This is a genomic window from Nonomuraea soli (assembly GCF_013761175.1).
In the GTDB taxonomy this organism is placed as follows: Bacteria; Actinomycetota; Actinomycetes; order Streptosporangiales; family Streptosporangiaceae; genus Nonomuraea; species Nonomuraea soli.
In genome coordinates this window covers 259443-279460 of record NZ_JACDUR010000008.1, presented here as the reverse complement: position 1 = coordinate 279460, position 20018 = coordinate 259443, and the positions used below count along the sequence as shown (strand labels likewise).

At 72.9% G+C, this 20018-nt stretch carries 12 protein-coding genes; 4 read left to right on the top strand and 8 right to left on the bottom strand.

The genetic code is table 11. The annotated features are described in order from the left end of the window. Positions 1 to 96: 96 nt before the first annotated feature. Positions 97 to 2604 carry an ABC transporter permease gene (locus tag HNR30_RS37445; protein WP_181614871.1) on the top strand — a complete coding sequence of 836 codons (2508 nt, stop codon included), beginning with the start codon at positions 97 to 99 and terminating at the stop codon, positions 2602 to 2604. Here the strand turns inward: HNR30_RS37445 and HNR30_RS37440 are convergent. After that, positions 2575 to 6261, bottom strand: a complete 3687-nt coding sequence (locus HNR30_RS37440) for a PDDEXK-like endonuclease domain-containing protein (protein ID WP_181614870.1) — start codon at positions 6259 to 6261, stop codon at positions 2575 to 2577. The two genes, HNR30_RS37445 and HNR30_RS37440, sit on opposite strands and share 30 nt — an antisense overlap. A gap of 25 nt (positions 6262 to 6286) precedes the next feature. Here HNR30_RS37440 and HNR30_RS37435 point away from each other — a divergent pair, with 25 nt between their 5' ends. Further along, positions 6287 to 7243, top strand: coding sequence for a pirin family protein (locus HNR30_RS37435; RefSeq protein WP_181614869.1), 957 nt, complete (start codon positions 6287 to 6289; stop codon positions 7241 to 7243). Here HNR30_RS37435 and HNR30_RS37430 read toward each other — a convergent pair whose 3' ends face one another. From HNR30_RS37430 to HNR30_RS37420, 3 genes are all read right to left on the bottom strand, one after another. Then, the gene (locus HNR30_RS37430; protein ID WP_181614868.1) at positions 7244 to 9610 is read right to left on the bottom strand and encodes a serine/threonine-protein kinase; all 2367 of its coding nucleotides are present in this window, start codon (positions 9608 to 9610) and stop codon (positions 7244 to 7246) included. It abuts the gene before it with no gap. A gap of 70 nt (positions 9611 to 9680) precedes the next feature. After that, a complete protein-coding gene (locus HNR30_RS37425; RefSeq protein ID WP_312894926.1) occupies positions 9681 to 10658 on the bottom strand; it encodes a coiled-coil domain-containing protein in 978 nt (325 codons plus the stop codon). 91 nt (positions 10659 to 10749) lie between these two features. Next, positions 10750 to 12174, bottom strand: coding sequence for a serine/threonine-protein kinase (locus HNR30_RS37420; RefSeq protein WP_181614867.1), 1425 nt, complete (start codon positions 12172 to 12174; stop codon positions 10750 to 10752). Positions 12175 to 12265: 91 nt separating this feature from the next. Between HNR30_RS37420 and HNR30_RS37415 the strand changes: the two genes are divergently transcribed. After that, a complete protein-coding gene (locus HNR30_RS37415) occupies positions 12266 to 12760 on the top strand; it encodes a DUF4396 domain-containing protein (protein ID WP_181614866.1) in 495 nt (164 codons plus the stop codon). A 6-nt stretch (positions 12761 to 12766) separates the two neighbouring features. Here HNR30_RS37415 and HNR30_RS37410 read toward each other — a convergent pair whose 3' ends face one another. The 4 genes from HNR30_RS37410 to HNR30_RS37395 are packed head-to-tail and all read right to left on the bottom strand — an operon-like array spanning position 12767 to position 18644. Next, positions 12767 to 13870, bottom strand: a complete 1104-nt coding sequence (locus tag HNR30_RS37410) for an NAD(P)-binding domain-containing protein (protein ID WP_312894925.1) — start codon at positions 13868 to 13870, stop codon at positions 12767 to 12769. 41 nt (positions 13871 to 13911) lie between these two features. Further along, entirely contained in the window at positions 13912 to 15162 is a 1251-nt protein-coding gene (locus tag HNR30_RS37405) for an enolase C-terminal domain-like protein (RefSeq protein WP_181614864.1), read from the bottom strand. A gap of 49 nt (positions 15163 to 15211) precedes the next feature. Continuing rightward, positions 15212 to 16201 (bottom strand): endonuclease/exonuclease/phosphatase family protein, encoded by a 990-nt coding sequence (locus HNR30_RS37400; RefSeq protein WP_312894924.1) that lies wholly within the window; start codon positions 16199 to 16201, stop codon positions 15212 to 15214. Positions 16202 to 16250: 49 nt separating this feature from the next. After that, on the bottom strand, positions 16251 to 18644 hold the full coding sequence (locus tag HNR30_RS37395) for a PQQ-dependent sugar dehydrogenase (RefSeq protein ID WP_181614863.1): 2394 nt from the start codon (positions 18642 to 18644) through the stop codon (positions 16251 to 16253). Between the two features lie 224 nt (positions 18645 to 18868). Between HNR30_RS37395 and menC the strand changes: the two genes are divergently transcribed. Next, complete coding sequence (gene menC, locus HNR30_RS37390; protein WP_181614862.1) at positions 18869 to 19969, top strand: o-succinylbenzoate synthase; 1101 nt, start codon at positions 18869 to 18871, stop codon at positions 19967 to 19969. Positions 19970 to 20018 lie beyond the last annotated feature (49 nt).

Sequence of the window (20018 nt, the reverse complement as noted above, 5' to 3'; positions counted from 1 at the left end):
TGACGTTCGTACGGCTGGCCGACGTGGCCGGGGTTCACGGCGAAAGGGCGACGGAATGATCGCCGATCACACGCCCGTGTTCACGGAGAGCGCCCGATGAGCGCCGCCCGCGCCGCGCTGCGCATCGCGCGCCGTACCGCGTGGCGGTCCCGGGGGCGAAGCGCGCTCATCATGGTGATGATCGGCCTGCCGGTGCTGGTCATCACGGCGATGTTCACCCTCGTCGAGACCATGGCCGTCACGGGCCGGGAGGGCCTGGTCGCCGAGCTCGGCGCGGCCGACGCCCGCCTGACGCGGGTTCCCGCGGGCACGGAGCTCCACCAGGACCCGCGCGGGGGCGGCTGGTCCACGGGCGGGCGCGACGACGGCGGACCCGCGCTCGGCGCCGCCGAGGTGGCGCGGTTACTGCCGCCCGGCGCACGGTTGACACCCTTCGGCACCGGCGAGCTCCACCTGCCCACCGGCCCCGTCGAAGCCCTGAGCACCGACCTGCGCGACCCCCTCACCGCGGGCGTGAGGACCCTGGCCGAGGGCAGGTTCCCCTCCGCCGGCGAGGTCGCGGTGACGCCGGCGTCCGGCCTGCGGCCCGGCGACGTCCTGCGGCCGGTGGGCGCGGCGCCGCTGACCGTGGTCGGGGTGGTCGAGCATCCGCACCGGCCCTCGCTCCGGCAGGTCGTGGGCCCCGACCTTCCGCTCGTCCAGCCGAAGCGGTTCTGGTCGCCCGGCGAGTTCGGCCCCGGCTGGCTGGCCGCCACGACCCGGCCGGTGACCTGGAGCGAGGTGCCCGCTCTGAACGCGGCCGGCCTGCACGTCACCTCCCGCCCCATGTTCGAGGAGGCGGCAGGGTCGCGGTACTCCCCCGCGAACGTCCAGCACGCGATCGGCCTCGGCACCATGGTGATCATGGTCGTGCTGGAGACCGCACTGCTGGCCGGGCCCGCCTTCGCCGTCGGCCTCCGGAGGCGGCGGCGCAAGCTGGCCGAGATCGCGGCTCAGGGCGGCTCCGCCCGCCACCTGCGGATGATCGTGCTGGCCGACGGCCTGGTCCTGGGCGGTGCTGCCACCGTCCTGGCGACGGCGGCCGGCATCGGGTCCGGCGTCCTGGGCGCCTCGATCGTGGCGCGATGGGGCGGGCAGGTCGGCCCTCCCGACGTGCCGTGGGCGCCGGTGCTGGGCGTGGCGGCGCTGGGGCTGCTCTCCGGGCTCGCCGCCGCGCTGGTGCCCGCCGTCCAGGCGGCGCGGCAGGACACCGTCAGCGTGCTGGCGGGCCGCGCACCCTCCGTGGCCGCCCGGAGCGAGCGGCGCGCCCTGCCGCTGGCGGGCCTCGTGCTGGTGCTGGCCGGGCTGGGAGCGATCGCGGTCGCGCGCCGCCAGGAGGGCTCCACGTGGGTGTGGGCCACGGCGGTTGTGATCATGGTCGGGCTGGTGATGCTGACCCCGTGGCTGGTCCGCTTCACCGGCCGCGCGGCCGCCCGGCTGCGCCTGCCGCTGCGGCTGTCCGTGCGCGACGCGGTCCGCCACCGCGCCCGTACGGCGAGCGCCGTGGCCGCCGTCATGGGCGTCACGGCCACGGTCGTCGCCGTGGGCATCGGCGCCCAGAGCGAGCACCTGGACCGGCAGCGTGCCTACACCTCGGCCCGCCCGACCGGCATGCTGGCGATCTGGGGCGGGACCATGGCCGACGAGACGTGGGACAAGCTGAGGGCGCAGGCGGTGCGGCGCCTGCCCGGCGTCTCCCTGGCCTCCGGCTACCAGGTGCGGGACACCACGGGCCGCCACCGCTACGCCCTGCGGTACACCGTGCGGTGGAACGGCATCCGCACCCGCCGCACGGCCGCCGTCGGCGGCCAGGACCTGCTGAGGCTCCTGCAAGGACGCCACGACCCGCGGGCCGCCGCGGCCCTGGCCAGTGGCAAGGCCGTGGTGTTCGACCCGTCCGCGGTACGCGACGGCAGGCTGAGGCTGCGGGCCGGCTCCACCTCGGGACCCGCGCGCACCCTGGAGGTGCCGGCGGTCGTGGCCACGCCCGCCGAGGAGCACCAGGGAGGGTTCGTGCTGCCGCGCGGCCTGGTCGAGCAGGCGGGATTCTCGACGGTGGAGCGTCAGCTCTACGCCATGCACCGGCCGCCCGCCGGATCGACGCTGGCGGGCGACCTGGCCGAGGTGAGCCCGCGCGTGACCGTCGCCTCCGAGGAGGGCTACCGCAACCTGCCGGATCCCGGTCTGTGGGGCTGGCTCGCGGGCGCCCTGATCCTGGTCGTCGGCGGGACACTCGCCGCGACCGGCCTGGCCGCCGCCGACATGCGCCCTGAGCGCTCGACGATGACGGCCATCGGCGCCCCGCGCAGGACTCTGCGGATGGTCGTGGCCGGGCAGGCGCTCTACATCTCCGGGCTCGGTGCGCTGGTCGGCCTGGGTGCTGGAGCCGTGATGGGGGTGGCGCTGGCCCGGCCCATGACGACGCACGGAGCCGGCGACCCCGCCACGATCGCCGTCCCGTGGCTGTTCGTACTCGCCGTCGTGGTGGGGCCGCCCCTCCTGTCGAGCGCGGCGGCCCTGCTCACCCGCACCAGGTCAGGGGTCGGAAGGGCCTCCTGGGGGTGATGGGCGGCGTTCGAGGTCCGTACCCGGCGCGGCCATCGGCGTCTCCTCCACCGCCCGCTCGTACGCCGCCCTCAGCTTGGCGATCTCCCTTTGCGGATTGTGGAACCAGTTCGTCGACCACAGCCGGTGGAAGCTCCACCCCAGCCGCTCCAGGTGCTCCTTGCGCAGCCGGTCCCGGTCCCTGGTGCTGCGCGAGTCCCGGTAGGACGGCCCGTCGGCCTCGATGGCCAGCACCATGCGCCCCGGGTCACGGGGATGGGTGGCCGCGAAGTCCACGCGGAAGCCGCCCACGCCGTACTGCGGCACGACGGTGATCCCGAACAGGGCGAGCCGGTCGCGCACGCTGGCCTCGAACGGGTCGAGCGCCGACGCGCCGCCGGCGTCGACGGGGGTGCCGCCGGATCCCGCGTATTCGAGGTAGTCGGCCAGCAGCCGCGCCCCCGCCTTGGTGACGCGGTCGCGGTCGACGTCGTGGCTGGAGAAGGAGCTGACGAGGGTGAGGCGGTGCTTGGCGCGGGTGGCGGCCACGTTGAGCCGCCGCTCGCCGCCGTCGCGCAGCAGTGGGCCCCACTGGTAGCGCATGCGCCCGTCGGGATGCTTGCCGTACCCGATGGACAGGATGATCGCGTCGCGCTCGTCGCCCTGGACCCGTTCGAGGTTCTTGACGAAGAACGGTTCGGCGGCGTCCTCGGCGAAGAAGTCCTCCAGCTCGTGGTGGACGGCGAGCGCCTGGCGCAGGGCGGCGTCGATGCGGTCGGCGTGACGCATGCCCAGGGCGATGACGCCGAGCGACTCGCCGGGACGGGCCCGCGCGTGGTCGAGGATGAGCTCGACGACCTTGTCGACCTCGGCGGTGACGGACGTCTCCTGGCCGGGTCCCGGGGTCTGGGCGACGACGACGTGGCGCAGGCAGTCGCCGCGGAAGACGCCGGGGAAGGTGGTCAGGGCGCCGCCGTAGATGCGGGTGTTGGAGAAGGCCACCAGGCGCTCGTCGCGGCTGCGGTAGTGCCAGGTCAGCGGCCACGTGGGCAGCAGGGGCCGCAGCGCGTCGAGGACGGATTCGAAGCCGGCGCCGAACGACACCAGGTCGTCCTCGTCCTCTTCTCCCTCGGACAGGCCGTCGCCGACCTGGCGGAAGAAGTTGGTCGGCGGCAGCTGCCTGTCGTCGCCCGCCACGACGATCTGGTGGGCGCGCATGATGGCGGGCACGGCGTCGGCGGGCACGATCTGCGAGGCCTCGTCGAAGATGACCACGTCGAAGAGCCGGGTGGCGGGCAGGACCTGGCTGACGATCAGCGGTGACATGGCCCAGCACGGCTTGAGCGCGAACAGCACGTCGCCGCTCTGGTCGAGCAGGCGGCGCAGCGGCAGGTGGCCTCGCCTGAGCGCGGCCTGCTTGCGGATGACCCTGGCCTGGAGGGGATGGCGGTCCTCCGCCTCGCGCAGGCGTGCCGCCCACGCGTGCCGTACCCGGGTGCGGTTGGCGGACAGGTGCCGCACGTCGCGTTCGCGGAAGTCACCGGAGATCTCGTCCAGGGCCTCGCCGCGGTGGGCGGCGTAGCGGGGGTCGCGGACGCGGATGTGGTCGAGGATGGCGGCGTACCAGGCGTGGTCGAAGGCGGCGGCCGCCAGGTCGGCCCCGGCCTCGCGCCTGGCCAGCTCGTCGAGCAGCTGCCCGAGGCCGAGGGCGTCGAAGCGGGTGCCGAGCTGGTAGAGCCTGGGCAGCTTCCAGGCCGTGTCCTGGTCGGCGGTGAGAGCGGCCAGGGTGTCGGCCGGGTCGTCGGGCAGGCGCACGTAGGCCCGCAGGGAGGTGAGCTGGGCCTCGCACTCGCCCACCAGGCGCAGCAGGTCGGGCAGGTCGGGCGGCGGCGACGGCGCGGATCCGGTGGCGTGTCCCCCGCCGGGCGACGCGGTCTCCGCGGGGCCGTCCGCGCGGAGCCTGTTCCACTCCCGCAGCTGATCGGCGGCCTGCGACAACGCCGCGTGCAGGTGCTCCCGCTCCGGTTTGTCCTGGCCCAGCCACAAGGCGCGGGCCTGCTTGCGCGCCGCCCGCTGACCGAACGTCCCCGCCCCTCCCGTGGCCTGGGCGAGCAGGTCCGGGTCGCTGCCGAACACCCGGGGCGAGAACCGCGCGAGCGTGGCGGCGATCCCGGCGAACAACCTGACCCGCTCGACCCTCGACGGATGGTCGGAGGGCGGCGTCAGCCCCGCCTCCGCGCACGAGCGGTCCACCCGGTAGGCCAGCAGCGGCAGCAGGTGCGAGTGCAGACGGGAGGCCAGCGCGCAGGCCTGCCGCGCCTGCTCGGGGTCGCGGAGCGCCGCGCCGTACCAGGGCGTCGCCCGCGGCCGCAGCGAGAAGCCGCCCAGATGGGCGAACTCGCGCAGTTCGTCGCGTAACAGCTCGGCCGCCGCCCGGTCGATGCGGTCGGGCGGGACGAGCCGCACGGGCGTGCGGGCCTGGTCCGGGATGCCCAGCAGCGACGACTGGATCTGGAAGGCCGAAAGCCCCCAGGGCGGGTGCTTTTCGTGCAGGCCCGCGACGTGGTCCGACAACCGCCGCTGCCGGTCGACCAGCCGGTCGTCGAGGTCCTCGGCGGGCCCCGCCGCCAGGCTCTGCGCCAGGTCGAGCGTCTGGCCCAGGTCGCGCGCGATGCCCGCCCTGTCGCGGGTGCCCTCGTGGATGTCGAGGACGAGGTCGCCCAGCTCCACCCCTTTGAGCCGGGAGAGCACCGCGTCGATGGCGGCGCGTTTCTCGGCCACGAACAGCACCTTGCGTCCCCTGGCCACCAGGGCGGCGACCAGGTTGGCGATGGTCTGGCTCTTGCCGGTGCCCGGCGGCCCGTGCACGACCAGGCTGCGCCCTGACAGCACGGCGGCGATGGCGCTGCGCTGGGAGGAGTCGGCGTCGAGCACCGAGTAGTCGTCCTGCGGGGAGTCGAGCGCGGCGACGTGTCCGCCGTCGGCCGACAGCAGCTCCTGCGCTTCGGCGTCGCCCGCGATGGCGGCGACCACGTCGCTGTCGGCGAGCAGGTCGCCCGCCGCCTGCATGTCGCGCACCATCGGCAGCTTGGCGTAGGTGAACGTCCCGATGACCAGCCGGTCCTCGATCGCGAAGCCCGGCACCTCGGCCGCCGTCGCCGCCGCCCGCAGGTCCTCGGCGCGCTCGGCGACGGCGCCGAACACGGTGGCCAGCTTGTGCAGCAGCACCGGGTTGACCTCGCTCTCGTCGTCGAGGCCGAGCTCGAAGTCGTCGTGCCGGGCACGCGTCGGGGTGATCGTGAGCCCCCGCAACAGCACCGGCGCGGCGGGCTGCAGGAACAGCTCGTCCCAGCGGGCCAGCCCGACGGCCAGGTAGGCGGCCCTGATGCCGCGCTCCTCCAGCAGCTCACGCGCCTTGCGGTGGATGGTCTGCACCCGGCGGATGGCGTCGGCGCGCTCGTCGGCGTCGGTGAACAGCCGCGAGAGGCGGATGGAGCCGGTGCGCAGGAACCGCTCCAGCATCGCGGGCTCGGCAGCCGCCAGGTCGAGCGTGCCCGCCCGGCGGTCCTTGTAGTACAGCAGCGTGTTGCGTCCGCCCAGGTCGGTGAGGGCGGAGATCCAGCGCGCCTGTGCGGAGGCGATGAGCTCCCCACGGCGGCTCTCTATGGGATCTGCCATGAGTCGGACCACTACCCTCGAATACGTGAGCAATGTTGACGACCACCCTGAAGAGCTGGTTTGTACGGCAGGCGGCGAAGGCGAGGTGCTCACCGGGCACCGGGTGGCCCTCGGCGGCCCGCGCGCCATGATGAACGTCAACCGCGTGCTGCCCAACCGCGCCCGCCGCATGGTCGGCGCCTGGTGTTTCCTCGACAGCTACGGCCCCGAGGTCTGCACCATGCGCGTGCCGCCGCACCCGCACACCGGCCTGCAGACGGTCACCTGGCTGGTCGAGGGCGACGTGCTGCACCAGGACAGCGTCGGCAGCGTGCAGCGCGTCCTGCCGGGGCAGCTCAACCTGATGACCGCCGGACGCGGCATCTCCCACTCGGAGGAGTCGCCGCGCACCCTTCTGCACGGCGTGCAGCTGTGGGTGGCGCTGCCCGGCTCCGACCGGCACGTGGCGCCGCACTTCGAGCACCACGCCGCGCTGCCCGACGAGGGCGGGGTCCGGGTCGTGATGGGCGCGCTGGGCGGGCTGCGCTCCCCCGCCACCGCCTACACGCCGCTGGTGTGCGCGGAGATCGCCGTCGACGGGAAGCTGGAGGTGCCGCTGGACCCGGCCTTCGAGCACGGCGTGCTGTGGCTGACCGGCCCGCACAGCCAGACCGGCCCGCACAGCCAGACCGGCCCGCACAGCCAGACCGGCCCGACCGGTCAGCCCGGCCTGATGGACAGCCTTCGCTACCTGGCGCCCGGCCGTACCTCCTTGACTTTGGCCGGGTCCGGACGAGTGCTGCTCATCGGTGGCGAGCCGTTCGCCGAGCAGCTGGTGATGTGGTGGAACTTCGTGGCCCGCACCCACGAGGAGATCGCCGCCTACCGCAAGGAGTGGGCCGAGGGCAGCCTGTTCGGCGCCGTCGACGGGTTCGACGGCGACCGGCTGCCGGCCCCCGCGCTGCCGAACGCCCGGCTGAAGGCGCGGGGGCGCCTGGGCTAGCTAGCGGAAGGTGTAGAAGACCGAGACGTTGTCGTCGGTCTTGGAGAGCTCGGCGAGCACGCGCACCTTCTCGCCGGTGAAGTCGATCACCCGGATCTCCGAGCCGCCGCCGCTGAGCCCGGCCCAGCAGACCAGGTGCTGCTCGTCGTACCACCAGGAGTCGCCGGTGCAGGCGGAGGCGAAGCGCTCGACCTCGCCGCCGGTGGCGGCGTCGTAGACGCAGTGGTCGCTGGAGCCCAGCCCCGGGCAGGTCGTCTGGAACAGCCTGCCCGACGGCGAGAACAGGAACCCGGCCACGGACGAGCCCACGTTCGGCACCCGGCGCACCCGCTGCCCGCTCCTGTCGAAGAAGCGCAGGGCCTGCGTGTCGGTGTCGGGGTGCAGGGCGACGACGCCGTCCTGCTCGCCGTCGAAGCCGTAGCGGATGTCGCGCAGCGAGCTCTCGCGCAGGGTGGCGACCTGGGCGGTGCGCGACTCGATGTCGACGATGGCGAAGCCGGTCGACTGCCAGCCGTCCTTGACCGGCTTGCCGATGTTGACCAGCAGCTTGCCGCTGTCCTTCGACCAGATCTCGAGGTAACCGCTCTGCGGTTTCTTGGCCGTCTCCACGACGAAGCTCTCGCCGCTGGCCTTGTCGGTGATCTTCACGCTGTCGCGGTTGTTCTGGGTGTACTGCTTGCCGCGCGAGGCCTCCCAGCGGCCGTCGGGTGACAGCAGCGCCTCCCAGTCGTCGCCGCGGCGGGTGAAGCCGCCGGTGAGCGACTCGCGCGGGTAGTAGATCGCGTTCTTGCTGACGGAGTCGCGCACGGTGTAGGTCGTCAGGCGCACGGCGTCCGACGGGTGCTCGTAGATCTTCACGCCGGTGTCGGGCAGGTCCACGGTGACCAGGCCGGTGGTGCTGATCCGCTGCGGCGTCGGGGACGGGCTGGGGGTGGCCTGCGTGGTCTCGGAGGGCGACGGCGTCGCCTGGGAGCCGGCGGCCATCGGGCTGGGGCTCGGGGTGGGGGTGCCGCGGTTGCTCTGGACGGCGACCACGACCGCCACGACGGTGGCCACCACGGCCAGGCTCGCCGCGATGCCCGCCACCACGGGCCCGCGGCTGCGGCGCTCCGGGACGGACGGGACGGACCAGGGCGCGTTCCCTGCCGCGGTGGCACCGGGCGAGGCCCACGCCTGCTCCTGGTGCCCGGGCTGATGCCACTGCTGCTGCGCTCCCCCGGAGGGCGAGGGCCAGGCCTGCTGCGCCGGTTGCCCGCCGCCCTCCGCGCCCGGCCATGCCTGCTGCGCCTGGGGCCCGCTCCCGGCGGGCGGCCACGACTGGGGTGCGGGCCGGCCGCCCCCGGCCGGCGGCCAGGTGTGCGGGGCCTGGGCCCCGCTTCCCGCGGGCGGCCAGGTGTGCGGCGCCTGCGGGCCGCCGCCCGACGGCGGCCACGACTGGGGCGCCTGCTGCGGCGACGGCTGCCCCGTGCCCGACGGCGGCCACGAGTGGTGTTGCGGCACCATCGGCGCGCCCGGGAGCGGCCCCTGCCCGCTGGCCACCGACGCCGCCTCCGACAGCTGCATCGGCTGCCCCACCAGCGCCATGATCACCTGCTCGGCCGTCGGCCGCCGCGCCGGGTCCTTGCTCAGGCACGCCCCCACCAGCTCACGCAACGTCCCGCTCAGCCCCGACAGGTCGGGCTCGTTGTTGAGCACCTGGTGGATGATCGCCGGGACGGAGTCCCCCGGGAACGGCCCGCGCCCGGTGGCGGCGTACACCATCGTCGAGGCCCACGCGAACATGTCGGAGGGCGGCCCGGCGGGATGCGCCATGATCTGCTCGGGCGACATGTAGGAGGGTGTGCCCACCGGCGAGGAGGTGATGGACGTCATGTCCAGCGCTCGCGCGATCCCGAAGTCGATCACCCGGGGCCCTTCGGAGGCGAGCAGCACGTTGGCCGGGCTGAAGTCACGGTGCACGATGCCCGCCTGGTGGATGGCGGCCAGCGCGGTCACCGTGCCGATCGCCAGGCGGTGCAGCGCCGGTCCGCTGCGCGGGCCCTGCTGGGTGACGACCTGGTGGAGCGTGGGCCCGTCGATGTACTCGCTGACGATGTAGGGCCGCCCGTCCTGCATGCCGGTGGACAGGCAGCGTGCCGTGCAGAAGGGCGCGACGCGCTGGGCCACCGACGCCTCGCGGACGAACCGCTCGGCGGCGACGGTGTCGCCCGACAGGTGGGGGCGCAGCCACTTGATGGCCACGAGCTCCCCTCGCTCGTCGGCGCCGACGTAGACGACACCCTGGCCGCCCTCGCCTAACCGGCCGCGGAGTTCGTAGCCTCCGAGGCGTTCGGGGTCTTCCGGCCTGCGCGGTGTATACGACGGCATGCCTGGATTATGCGGTTCCTCCTTGCAGCGGGCTTGCAGAACCGCGACCCCACCTGGAGGCCAGGTGTGATCAGTACACCGACACGTGCGGGTGGTCGTAGTGGTTGGCCGTGTTGCCGCCGCGGTTGGACATCACGCGCCACTGGCCGGTGCGGACGTGCCAGATGCGCTGGCGGTAGATCACGTACATGATGCCCAGCCGCTTGGCGTTCTTGACGACCCAGGCGGCGATCCGGTGGCCGCGATCCACCTGCTCCTTCGACGGCATCTGCCCGCCGGTGCTGAGCATGAAGTCGCACGCCCGTCCCAGAGGGTGCTCGCCGCCGTCGTTGAAGGCGCGGTAGCAGCCGACGCCGTACCCGCCGGTGCCGAAGCGGTCGACGATCAGGTCGCGGACCAGGCGCATGCGCGGCGTGATGTGGTCGGAGCCGGTGGGCAGCTGGGGCACCCAGGTGCCGTCGGACCTGCGGAATCCGGGGGCGTCGTGGGCCAGGTCGATCTTGTCGCGGATCTGCTCGATGAGCTTCTCGGCGCGTTTCTTGCGCTTGTCGAGGTCCTTCATCGAGTCCTTGAGCGCCTTGCCGCGCTCGGAGGCCTCGGTCTGGGCGGCCTGGTGCCTGTCGCGCACGGCCTTGAAGCCGGCCAGCCGGTCGGCCTCCTCCTCGAGGATGTGCTGGTTGATGGTCAGGCGCCGCAGGTGCGTCTGCGGGTCGACGCCGCCGGAGATCATGGTCAGCGCGGCCGTCTCGCCGTTGCCGTTCATGTAGTGCTCGACGGCCATGCGCTTGAGCTGTCCGGATTCGTGGTCGAGCACCGCCTGCGCCTCGTCGAGCTGCCCCTGGGCGTCCTTGTCGGCCTGCTCGACCTTCTCCAGCTGGATCCGGGCCTGGTAGTAGTCCTCGATCAGCCGGTCGGACTCTTTCTGCAGCGCCGTCAGCTCGCTCTTGAGCTTCTTCAGCGACGGCTTCGGGTCGGCCTGCGCGGGTCCCGCCAGCAGGGAGATGGCGACCACGGCCGCGACGAGCGCTCGAAGGCACCCAACCGCCACGCTTCTCCTTTGCCCGCACTTGACTGTCCGATGGACGATAGTAGCGGTCAGTTGGAGAGGTTATGCCCGGACTACCCGGTCCGTCTGATCGTTACAGGATCCCGCCGAGGTTCACGTCCACGCCGATGTCGACGCCCACCAGCTCGTCGTCGTCGAGCAGGTCGACGTCGAGCGTGATGTCCACCAGCGGCTCCTTCGAGGGAGCCTCGGTCGCGGGGGGACTGTCCGGCGGCGGCGGCTGCTGCGAAGAGGGTTGGGCTGGCGACGGCTCGGGTTCCTTGGCCGGTTCACCCGTGGGCTTGGCGGGCGCCCTCGTCGGGGTGTGCTCAGGAGCGGGAGGCCGCGCCGTGGTCGTGCCCGCCGGACTGGGCTCCCCCGCCTGCACGAGCGTCACCGGCCGCACACTCGGCGGCGCCTCAGCGACCGGGCCGGGCGTGATCGTCACAGCGGGCGTCACAGCCGGCGTCTCAACCGGCGTCACGGTCGCTGTCACGGCGGGGGCCGGTGTCACGACCGTGACCGCCGGGACGGGCGGCTGCGCCCGCTCCACTGGCGCGGGCGCGTCGCGCCACACGGTGAACGCGGTCGCCACGGCCGCGGCGGTCGCGGCGACCATCCCGCCGGTGATCAGGCTGCGGGCCAGCGTGGTGCCGGTGCGCGCGACGGGCTCGCCCGTGCGGACCAGCGCGGCGTACGGCACGGCGAGTGCCGACAGCCCGGCGCGCCCCCGCACCTCCCATCCGGTGCCGTAGGCGGCGACGGCCAGCTCCTCCAGCTCCTCCAGGAACTCCTCGGCCGAGGCGGGCCGCGCCGCGGGTTCCTTGGCCAGGCCGCGGGCCAGGAGGATCCGCATCGACTCGTCGACCAGTTCCAGCGGCGGCTCGGCATGCTGGTGCTGGTAGGCCAGGGCGGCGACGTTCGCCCCCGTGAAGGGCCTGCGTCCGGCGAGGCACTCGAAGAAGACGACGGCGGCGGCGTAGATGTCGCTCGCGGGGCCGACCGGGAGTTCCTCCCAGCGTTCCGGCGCCATGTAGGCGGGCGTGCCCTCCAGGTGCCCGTCGTCGCCGGTGCGCACGGCGACGCCGAAGTCGGCGAGCTTGCTGCATCCCTCGCCGGTGACCAGGATGTTCTCGGGCTTGAAGTCGCGGTGCACCACCCCGGCGCGGTGGGCCTCGGCCAGGCCGAGCAGCGAGCCCTTGAGGACGGCGAGCGCCGCCTCCGGCCCGGTGGGCCCCTCCTGCTGGAGTAATCGCCTCAGCGTGACGCCCTCGACGAGCTCCATGACGATCGCGGCTCCGCCGGGGCCTTCCGCGTATTCCAGCAGCCTGACGACGTGGGGGCTGTCCAGGGCGGCGATCACGGAGGCCTCCTCGCGGAAGCGTTCCAGGAAGCCGGCGTCGCGGCCGAGGTGCTTGATCGCCACCTGGGCGCCGTCGGCGTCGCGCGTGGCCAGCATCACCGTGCCGAACGCGCCGTGGCCGAGCTCCCGGATCTCCGTGTAGCCAGGAAGCAGCATGTCAGGACGCTAACCGGATCTTGCCGGTTGCGCAACACACCCTATAGGGGTATACGGTGACCCATGAATCGAAAGCAGGAGTGAAAGACCGATGTCACAACAGCATGAGCACCACCATCACGAGCACCATGACCAGCACGCCTCTCATGGCGGCACCACCTGGGGCATGGCCGCCTCGGCGACCCTCCACTGCCTGACAGGCTGCGCCATCGGCGAGGTCCTGGGCATGGTCATCGGCACCGCGCTCGGCTGGTCGAACCTGGCCACCATCGTGCTGGCCGTCGCCCTGGCGTTCGTCTTCGGCTACGCGCTGACGATGCGCGGCGTGATGAAGGCGGGGCTCGGCTTCAAGCAGGCGCTCAAGGTCGCCCTGGCCGCCGACACCATCTCCATCGCGATCATGGAGATCGTCGACAACGGCGTCATGCTGGTCGTGCCGGGCGCCATGGAGGCGGGCCTGGCCAGCGCCCTGTTCTGGGGCGCGCTCGCCTTCGCCTTCGTGGTGGCCTTCCTCGTCACCTGGCCGATCAACAAGTGGATCATCAGCAAGGGCAAAGGCCACGCCGTCGTCCACGCCTACCACTGACCGCGATCACGCGGCGGGCAGGGCCTCGGCTCTCAGCAGGTCGCGCACCCGCCGCGCGGCGGCCCGTCCGGCCCGGTTCGCGCCGACGGTGCTGGCCGAGGGGCCGTAGCCGACGAGCTGCAGCCGCGGCTCTTTGGCCACGGCGGTGCCGTCGACCCTGATGCCGCCGCCCGGCTCGCGCAGTTTGAGCGGGGCGAGGTGGTCGAGCGCGGAGCGGAAGCCGGTGGCCCACACGATGGTGTCGATCTCGGCGACGCTCCCGTCGGCCCAGGCCACGCCGTACGGCAGGAGCCTGCTGAACATGGGCCGGCGGCCGAGCGCCCCCTTGGCCAGCGCCTCGCGGACGACCACGGTGGAGCCGAGCCCGGTGACGCCGACGACGCTGGTCGGCGGCAGTCCGGCACGCACCCGGGCCTCGACCCTGGCGACCGCCTCGCGGCGGGCCTGTTCGCCGAACTCCTCGCGCCACACCGGTGGGCGCCTGGTCACCCAGAGCACGGTGGCGGCCACCCCGGCGACCTCGGAGAGCACGTGCATGGCCGACGCTCCCCCGCCGACCACCGCGACCCTGCGCCCGGCGAAGCCGTCAGGCCCGTCGTAGCCGGCGTAGTGCAGCTGCCGTCCGCGGAAGTCCGCCAGGCCCGGGTAGTACGGCCAGTGCGGGCGGCTCCAGGTGCCGGTGGCGTTGACGACGGCGCGCGCCGCCCACTGCCCCGCGTCGGCGCTCACCAGCAGCCCGCTCCCGGTCCGCGTGACGGAGGAGACCGTCACGGGCCGCAGCACCTCCAGCCCGGTGCGCCGCTCGTAGTCGCCGTAGTAGCGCGGCACGACCACGCGGGCCTGCTCGCGCGGCAGCGGCCCGTGGCCCGCCTGCCGTACCGCGTCGGCGGCCCCCGGCTCCAGCAGCCCCGACTCCTCCCACGTGACGCCCGGCAGGTCGAAGATCCCGTGGATCTTGTCCATGGTGAGCGAGGGAGAACGGTGACGCCACGCGCCACCGGGCCCGTCGGCCGCGTCGAGGACGACGGCGGGCACGCCGAGGCGGCGCAGGTGGAAGGCGCTGGACAGGCCCGCCTGCCCGGCGCCGATCACGACGGCTTCGATCTCCACGGTCACACAGGCGGCAACAGCGCGGGGGCCGCCGCTCTTCCCTACGGCACCTCGAGCCCGCCGTCGGGGCGGCGCACGCGGGCCGCCCACCGCTCGTGACGGTGCGTCTCCGGCGGGTAGTGCGCCGCCAGCTTCTCGTCCAGCTCGACACCCCAGCCCGGCCGGTCCGACGGGTACAGGTAGCCGCCCACCGGGTTGAGCGTGCCGGGGAAGACCTCGCACACCTCGTCGGGATAGACGTGCGCCTCCTGGATGCCGAACGCGCTGGTGCTCACGTCGAGAGCCAGATTGGCGGCGACCCCGATCGGCGAGACGTCGCCGGGAGAGTGCCAGGCCGTGCGCGTGCCGGTCAGCTCGCACAACGCCACGAGCTTGCGTGCCGGGGTCAGCCCGCCGATCGCGGAGATGTGGCAGCGCAGCAGGTCGACGCCCCTGTCCATGACGATCCTGGCCGCTTCCTGCGCCGACACCAGCAGCTCGCCGACGGCCAGCGGCACCGGCGAGGCCGCCCGCACCTCCGGCAGCCGGTCGTAGTTCTCGGGCGCGATCACGTCCTCCAGGAAGAACAGCCGGTACGGCTCCAGCGAGCGCGCCAGCACGACCGCCTCCTTGGGCGTCAGCCTGCTGTGCACGTCGTGCAGCAGCTCGACCTCCTCGCCCAGGACCTGCCTGGCCCGCTCGAACAGCGCGGGCGTGGTGCGCAGGTACTGCCGCCTGTCCCATCCGTCGGGATGCGGCGCCCGCGGGTAGGCGCCCGCGCTCCCCGGCGCGCCGTAGGTGCCCAGTCCAGGCTGGCCGGTCTGCAGGCGCACGTGCGTGTAACCCTGCTCCATGAGGTGCGTGGCGTGCTCCAGCGTGGCCTCGACCGTGGCCCCCTCGGCGTGCAGGTACAGCGGCGCGCCGGTGCGCACCCGCCCGCCGAGCAGCTCGTAGACGGGCATGCCCGCCCGCTTGCCCGCGATGTCCCACAACGCCATGTCCACGCCCGACAGGGCGTTGTTCAGCACCGGCCCCGTGCGCCAGTACGACGACAGGTGGATCAGCCGGGTGATGTCCTCGATGTCGGCGGGATGGCGGCCGACCAGCATGGGCGCGATGTGCTCGTCGACGGTGGCCGCCACCGCGTGGAAGCGCTGGGTGAAGGTGGCGCAGCCCAGGCCGTACAGGCCGTCGTCGGAGGTGTCGACGCGCACCACGACCAGGGGGATGCCCTCGGGCGCCGTCACGATCGCGCGCACCCGGGTGATCGTGAGGTTGTCTCGGGGCGGCCAGGGAGCCTGGGTCTCCTGCATGGGGGTGCCTCTCCTCAGGGGGACGTCTCCCGACATCCTGCCCTGGCGATCACCCGCGCGGCAGCCGCAGATCGGCGAAGACGGCCCGGTGGTCGGTGCCCGGCACGTCGTGGACCTCCACGCCCGCCACCGAGACGCGCGCGTCGGCGACGACGTGGTCGATGGTGATGAACGGCGGCACCGGCAGGCGCCTGCTGTTGGGCCAGGTCGGCACCAGCCCCTTGCCCGCCTGGTCGGCGGCGTCGACGTAGCCGCGGGCGAGCAGGTCGCGGAAGGCGCGGTGGTCGAGGCTGGCGTTGAAGTCTCCGGCCAGCACCCGGATCTCCGAGGCCGACGGCGGCGGCAGGGCGGCGAGCGAGGCGTTCCACTCGGCCGTCATCCGGCCCAGCGGCGGATTGGGGTGCACGGCCACGACCTGGACCGTTCCCGCGCCCGGCAGCGCCAGCGAGGCGGCGGGCATGTGGTGGCCGATCGGGGTGAACAGCCCGTCGAGCCTGGTCAGCGGCAGCGTGGAGTACAGGCCGCTGCCGGAGGCGCTGTACTCGGGCTCGAGCACCCGGTGCGGCATGAGCTCCTTCAGCCCGGCCTCGTCGAGCCGCTCGACCTGGCCCGGGGTGAGCTCCAGCGCGCTGAGCACGTGGGGCCGGTGGCGGCGCACCAGGTCGACGACGGCCTCGGGGTCGGCACGGCCGAACATGTTGAGCGCGAGGACACGAAGCTCCGTCCCGCTTGCCGTACTCCCTGTCACGGCGCGCGGCAGCACGGCCGCGGCGAGCGCCGCGCAGACGGCCAGGGCCGCCACCGCCGGGCGCCAGGCCCTCCTGACCAGCAGGAACAGGCCCATGACCAGGGCGAAGGCGGCCGCGTACGGCGTCATGGTCATCAGCTGCGTGAGGAAGCTGCCCGTCTCCCATCCGAGCAGGCGCACCAGCGCCCACGCCGCCAGGAATGTCACGATCGTCCACGAGAACCAGCGCCCGCGCCGCCGCCTCGACGGCCGCGCGGGCGCGACGCTCTCCCCCGTCACGGTGTCATGCACGCCCCGAGTGTCCTGGACGAACGTGAGAAACCTGTGAGAGGCGTCTTGTTCACTGGATGGCCGAGCGCCTGATCACGTCGGCGCTGCCGTTGCCGTTGTTGTCGGAGTTGCTGGAGCCGAACCACAGGGCGTTGGCCCCCGGCACCTTCTCCACCAGTCGCAGCCTGCCGTAGGTGCCGTTGAAGTAGGAGTTGACCGTCGAGACGTTCTCGCCGTTGAGCACGATGCGCCACAGCCGCTGGCCGCGCAGCGCCGCCATGAACACGGTGTTGTTGACGATGGCGATGCCCGACGGGGAGGCCTCGGCGGTGGTCCAGGTGCGCTTGGGGTTGGTCATGCCCGAGACGGCGCAGGTGCCTTCGCAGGTCGGCCAGCCGTAGTTGCGTCCTGGCAGGATCAGGTTGAGCTCGTCGGCGGTGGCGTTGCCGAACTCCGACGACCACAGCCGTCCGGCCGAGTCCCAGGCGATGCCCTGCGGGTTGCGGTGGCCGTAGCTGTAGACGCGGGTGCCGAAGGGGTTGCCGGGGGCGGCCGCTCCGGTCCTGGTGATGCGCAGGATCTTGCCGTTGAGCGAGGAGAGGTTCTGCGCGTGGCTGGTCTGCTGGGCGTCACCGGTGGTCACGTAGAGGAAGCCGTCGGGGCCGAACTTGAGGCGCCCGCCGTTGTGGTAGCGGTTCTTGGCGATGCCCTGCAGCACCGAGGCGTATCCGGACAGCGTGGTGCCGTTGAAGCTCATCCTGGCCACACGGTTGCCCTCCGAGGCGGTGTGCATGAAGTACACCTCCTGGTCGGAGCCGCCGTTCCAGGTCGGGGAGAGCGCCACGCCCATCAGGCCGCCCTCGCCGTCGGTGGTCACGGTGCCGGGCACGGTGCCGACCTGGGTCTTGGTCCCCGACGGGGTGAGCTTGAAGACGCGGAAGGTGTCGCGCTCGGTGACCAGGGCGAAGGAGCCGTCGGGCGCCCAGGAGACGTCCCACGGCACGTCCCACGAGCCCGCGACGGTCGCCGGGGTCTGCGGCACGGTGCCGCAGCCGCCGGTGGTGAAGGAGGCCGAGGCCGCGCTGGGCGCGGAGGTCTGGCTCGCGGTGTCGACGGCGATCACGCGCAGCTGGTAGGTCGTGTTGCACTGCAGCGCGACGCCGGTGCTCGTGACGTCTCCCGCGACCTGCTTGAGCTGGAAGCCCGACTGGTCGACGATCCGGTAGGCGCTGACGCCGTTGTCGTCGGCCGAGGCGCCCCAGGTGACGGTGGCCTGGGTGGGCTGCACGCCGCTGACGGCGGGCTGGCCGGGCGCGGTGGGCGGGTTGTCGGGCGGGGCGGGCTGGGTCTGGCAGGTCACCTCGGGGCTGCTGGCCGAGACGTTGCCGGAGGCGTCGCGGGCGAACACCGAGATCGTGTAGGTGAAGTTCGCCTGCAGGCCCGTGAGTGTGTGCGGTGAGGCGGCGGCGGTGCCGATCTGCGTGCCCAGGTGGAAGATGTCGTAGGCGACCACGCCGATGTCGTCGGTCGAGGCGGGCCAGGTCAGGCGCATGCCGCTGGAGGTGAACTGGTCGCAGGCGGGCTGTCCCGGCGGGGTGGGCGCCTGGGTGTCTCCTGGTCCGGTCACGGAGAGCCGGTCGAGGTTGGGGCCGCCGTTGGCGGTCGTCGCGGTGGCGCGCACGGTGTTGGCGCCCGCCTGCAGGGTGGCCTGCACGGCGATCTCCTGCCAGGTCGACCAGGCTCCGGTGCCGGGGAAGCTCCGGGTGACCGCGGCGCCTCCGTTGACGGTGATCGACATCGGCCGGTCGGTGGTGGTGCCGTTGGCGAAGCGGAAGGTCAGCGTCTGCGGGCCGGTGGCAGCGGCGCTGACGCCGAACTCGACGTAGGCGCCCGCGACGTTGTCGTAGTTGACGAAGCCCGACCCGGTGTAGCCGGCATGGTTCGACTCCACCACGCCCTGCGAGATCGTGGCGCTCTCCGCCTGGTAGGAGGTGACCGGCGCGGCGACCTCGACGTCGAGGTAGTCCCAGTTGGGGCTGCCGCCGGCGGCGGACGCGGTGGCGCGCACGGTGTTGGCGCCCGCGTTCAGCGGCGCGGTGATCGTCGCCGTGGCCCAGGTCGACCAGGCGCCCGTCGGGGCGAAGCTCCGGTCGTCGGCGACGACGGCGCCGTTGACCGCGAGGTCGGCGACCCGCGGGGAGGTGGTGCCGTTGGCGTAACGGAACGTGAGGGTGGCGGTGCCCGCCGCCGGGGCGTTGACCGTCCACTGCACGTACGGCCCGGCCACGTTCTCGCCGTTGACGAAGCCGGTGCCGGAGAATCCCGCGTGGTTGGACTCGACGGCGCCCTGCACGATCGTGGCGTTCTCGGCCTCGTGGCGGGTGGGTGCGGCGTGGGCGGCGGCGGGGACCATGAGGCCGGCGACCAGGGCCAGAGCGCAGGTCAGTGACCTTCGTAAGGACATGATGCTCCTCGGTGGGAGGGGGTGCCTTGCTCCAGGTGCCCACAGGTTGTCATGAGGTCGGACATGAAAGGGAGGCCCATTTTTTAGGAACCTTTCCTAACTTCCAGCTGGAGCCGGAAACAAGACAGCGTCGGCGATTCGGCGTGCTCGACGATTTCTGCTGACATAACGTCGCCATATGGTCATCGGGGAATGAGGTTCTCCAACCCGGGAAGTGAGAAAGCGTGAAGATCACTGGAGTTGAGCTGCGCCGCATCGCGATGCCGCTCGTGGCGCCGTTCCGTACCTCCTTCGGCACCGAGACGTCCCGCGACGTCCTGCTGGTCAGGGTGGTCACCCCCGACGCGGAGGGCTGGGGCGAGTGCGTGGCCATGTCCGAACCGCTGTACTCCTCCGAGTACGTCGACGGGGCCGCCGCGGTGATCAAGCGATTCCTCCTGCCCTCGCTGCCCGGCGACGTCGACGCCCAGGCGGTCGCCCGGCACCTGGAGCCGATCAAGGGCCACCGCATGGCCAAGGCGGCGCTGGAGACCGCGATCCTCGACGCGCAGCTGCGCGCGAACAACGAGTCGTTCGGCCAGTTCCTGGGCGCGGCGGCCGACCGGGTGCCGTGCGGCGTCTCGGTCGGCATCATGGACGCCATCCCGCAGTTGCTCGACGCCGTCGAGGGCTACCTCGCCGAAGGCTACGTGCGGATCAAGCTGAAGATCGAGCCGGGCTGGGACGTCGAGGCGGTCCGCGCGGTGCGCGAGCGGTTCGGCGACGAGATCCTGCTGCAGGTCGACGCCAACGCCGCCTACACCCTGGCCGACGCCCGTCATCTGGCCAAGCTCGACGACTTCGGGCTGCTGCTGATCGAGCAGCCCCTGGCCAACGACGACATGGCCCAGCACGCCCAGCTCGCCACCCAGCTCAAGACCCCGATCTGCCTCGACGAGTCGATCGAGTCGGCCGAGCACGCGGCCGCCGCCATCTCCATGGGCGCCTGCTCGATCGTCAACGTCAAGCCCGGCCGCGTCGGCGGCTACCTGGAGGCGCGCCGCATCCACGACCTGTGCCGCGCGCACGGCATCGCGGTGTGGTGCGGCGGCATGCTGGAGACGGGCCTGGGCCGCGCGGCCAACGTCGCGCTGGCGGCGCTTCCCGGCTTCACGCTGCCCGGCGACACCTCGGGATCACGGCGCTACTACGCCACCGACATCACCGAGCCGTTCGAGCTCCAGGACGGCCACCTGAACGTGCCGACCGGCCCCGGCCTCGGCGTCGAGCCGATCCCCGCGATCCTCGACGAGGTCACGACCTCCAGCGAGTGGATCACCCTCTAGCGGCACCACAAAGAGGGGCCCGGCATTTGGTGAAGCCGCACGAATCCGG